Raw genomic sequence first — 1665 nt, forward strand, 5'->3', positions numbered from 1 at the left:
ACGGGTGGCGGAGTTCTACCATCATACGTTGCTCAATGCCCCGGAAGCACAGGCCTATCTGACCAAACGGCGGCTGAACCATCCTGAATTAGTGGCGCAGTTTAAGCTGGGCTTTGCTAACCGCACGCTGGCCTACCGATTGCCGGAGAAAAAGCTGAAAGCCGGGGCGGAGATCCGCGCCCAGCTTCAGGTGGCCGGGTTGTTGCGTGACAGCGGGCATGAATACTTCAGCGGCTCGCTGGTCATTCCGGTGATCGGTCTCAATGGTCAGGTACAGGAAATGTATGGCCGTAAAATCATTGACCGTCTGCGGGCCGGGACGCCCAAACATATTTACCTGCCGGGGGCGCACCGTGGGATCTGGAATGAAGCTGCATTGATGGCCTCGAAAAGTCTGATCCTGTGTGAATCGCTGATTGATGCGCTGTCGTTCTGGGTCGCCGGGCATCGCAATGTCACCGCCGCTTACGGGGTGAACGGGGTCACGGTTGACCACTGGCAGGCCTTTGAGCACTACGGCATTAAGCAGGTGTTGATCGCGTTCGACAATGACAGCGCAGGCAATGAAGCCGCGGTGAAACTGGCCGTAGCACTGGCCGCCAAAGGGATCACCCCGCTGCGCGTGGTGTTCCCGTCGGGCATGGATGCCAACGGTTATCTGTGTCAGGTCGCCGAGCCGGAAAGCGCCTTTGCCCTGCTGCTTGAAAGCGCGGTGCCCATGCAGGACGTGGCAGGCATCGTTGCGACTGATCCCGTCACGGTTCCCGACCCGACTTCTGCTTTAGTGGCTGAACCCGCTCCCAACACCACACCGGGGGTTGTCTGTGAACCCGGCGAGAATGGCGAGCTGCTGATATCGGTCGGCACACTGCAATGGTGTCTGCGGGGCATGGGGGCAGTCAAAGCCGGCGCTGCCGCCATGAAACTCAATGCGCAGGTGTTGGACAGGCAAAGCGGGGTGCTGTTCGCGGATGGGGTTGATCTGATGAGTGCCCGCAGTCGGAACAGTTATGCCAGGCTGGCGGCTACCGAACTGGGGATGGCAGACGGGGCACTGCGGCGTTCGCTGGGGCAAGTGTTGCTGGCTGCCGAACAGTGGCTACAGCAGGCGAAAAAGCCGGCGGCAGCAGCGCCTGAGCTGAACGAAGCTGAACGGGAGGCAGCACTGGCTTTGTTGCAAGATCCGGCGCTGGTCAGTCGTATCACCGCCGATTTAGCCGCCTGTGGCGTGGTCGGTGAATCCACGAACTTACTGGCGGGGTATCTGGCCGCCGTGAGCCGCAAGTTGCCTAAACCCTTAGCCGTCCTGATCCAGAGCAGCAGCGCCGCCGGAAAATCCTCATTAATGGAGGCGGTGCTGAATTTGATACCGGCAGAAGAGCGGGTGCAGTACAGTGCCATGACCGGGCAAAGCCTGTTTTATCTGGGGGAAACCAATCTCCAACATAAAATCCTCGCCATTGCCGAAGAAGAGGGCGTGCGGCAGGCCGCCTATGCGTTGAAGTTGTTGCAGTCGGACGGCGAGCTGACGACGGCGAGCTGACGATGGCGAGCACGGGCAAGGATGAGACGACCGGCACGCTGGTCACCAAAAGCTACACGGTGAAAGGCCCGGTGATGCTGATGTTGACGACGACCGCCATTGATGTGGATGAAGAGCTGCTG

General features: G+C 59.9%; 1 pseudogene. It reads left to right on the top strand.

The window, feature by feature from the left end:
* Positions 1-1665, top strand: a pseudogene (locus PSI23_RS21305) (toprim domain-containing protein); the annotation flags it as partial.

The organism is Xenorhabdus yunnanensis, from assembly GCF_028598805.1.
Taxonomy (GTDB): Bacteria; Pseudomonadota; Gammaproteobacteria; order Enterobacterales; family Enterobacteriaceae; genus Xenorhabdus; species Xenorhabdus yunnanensis.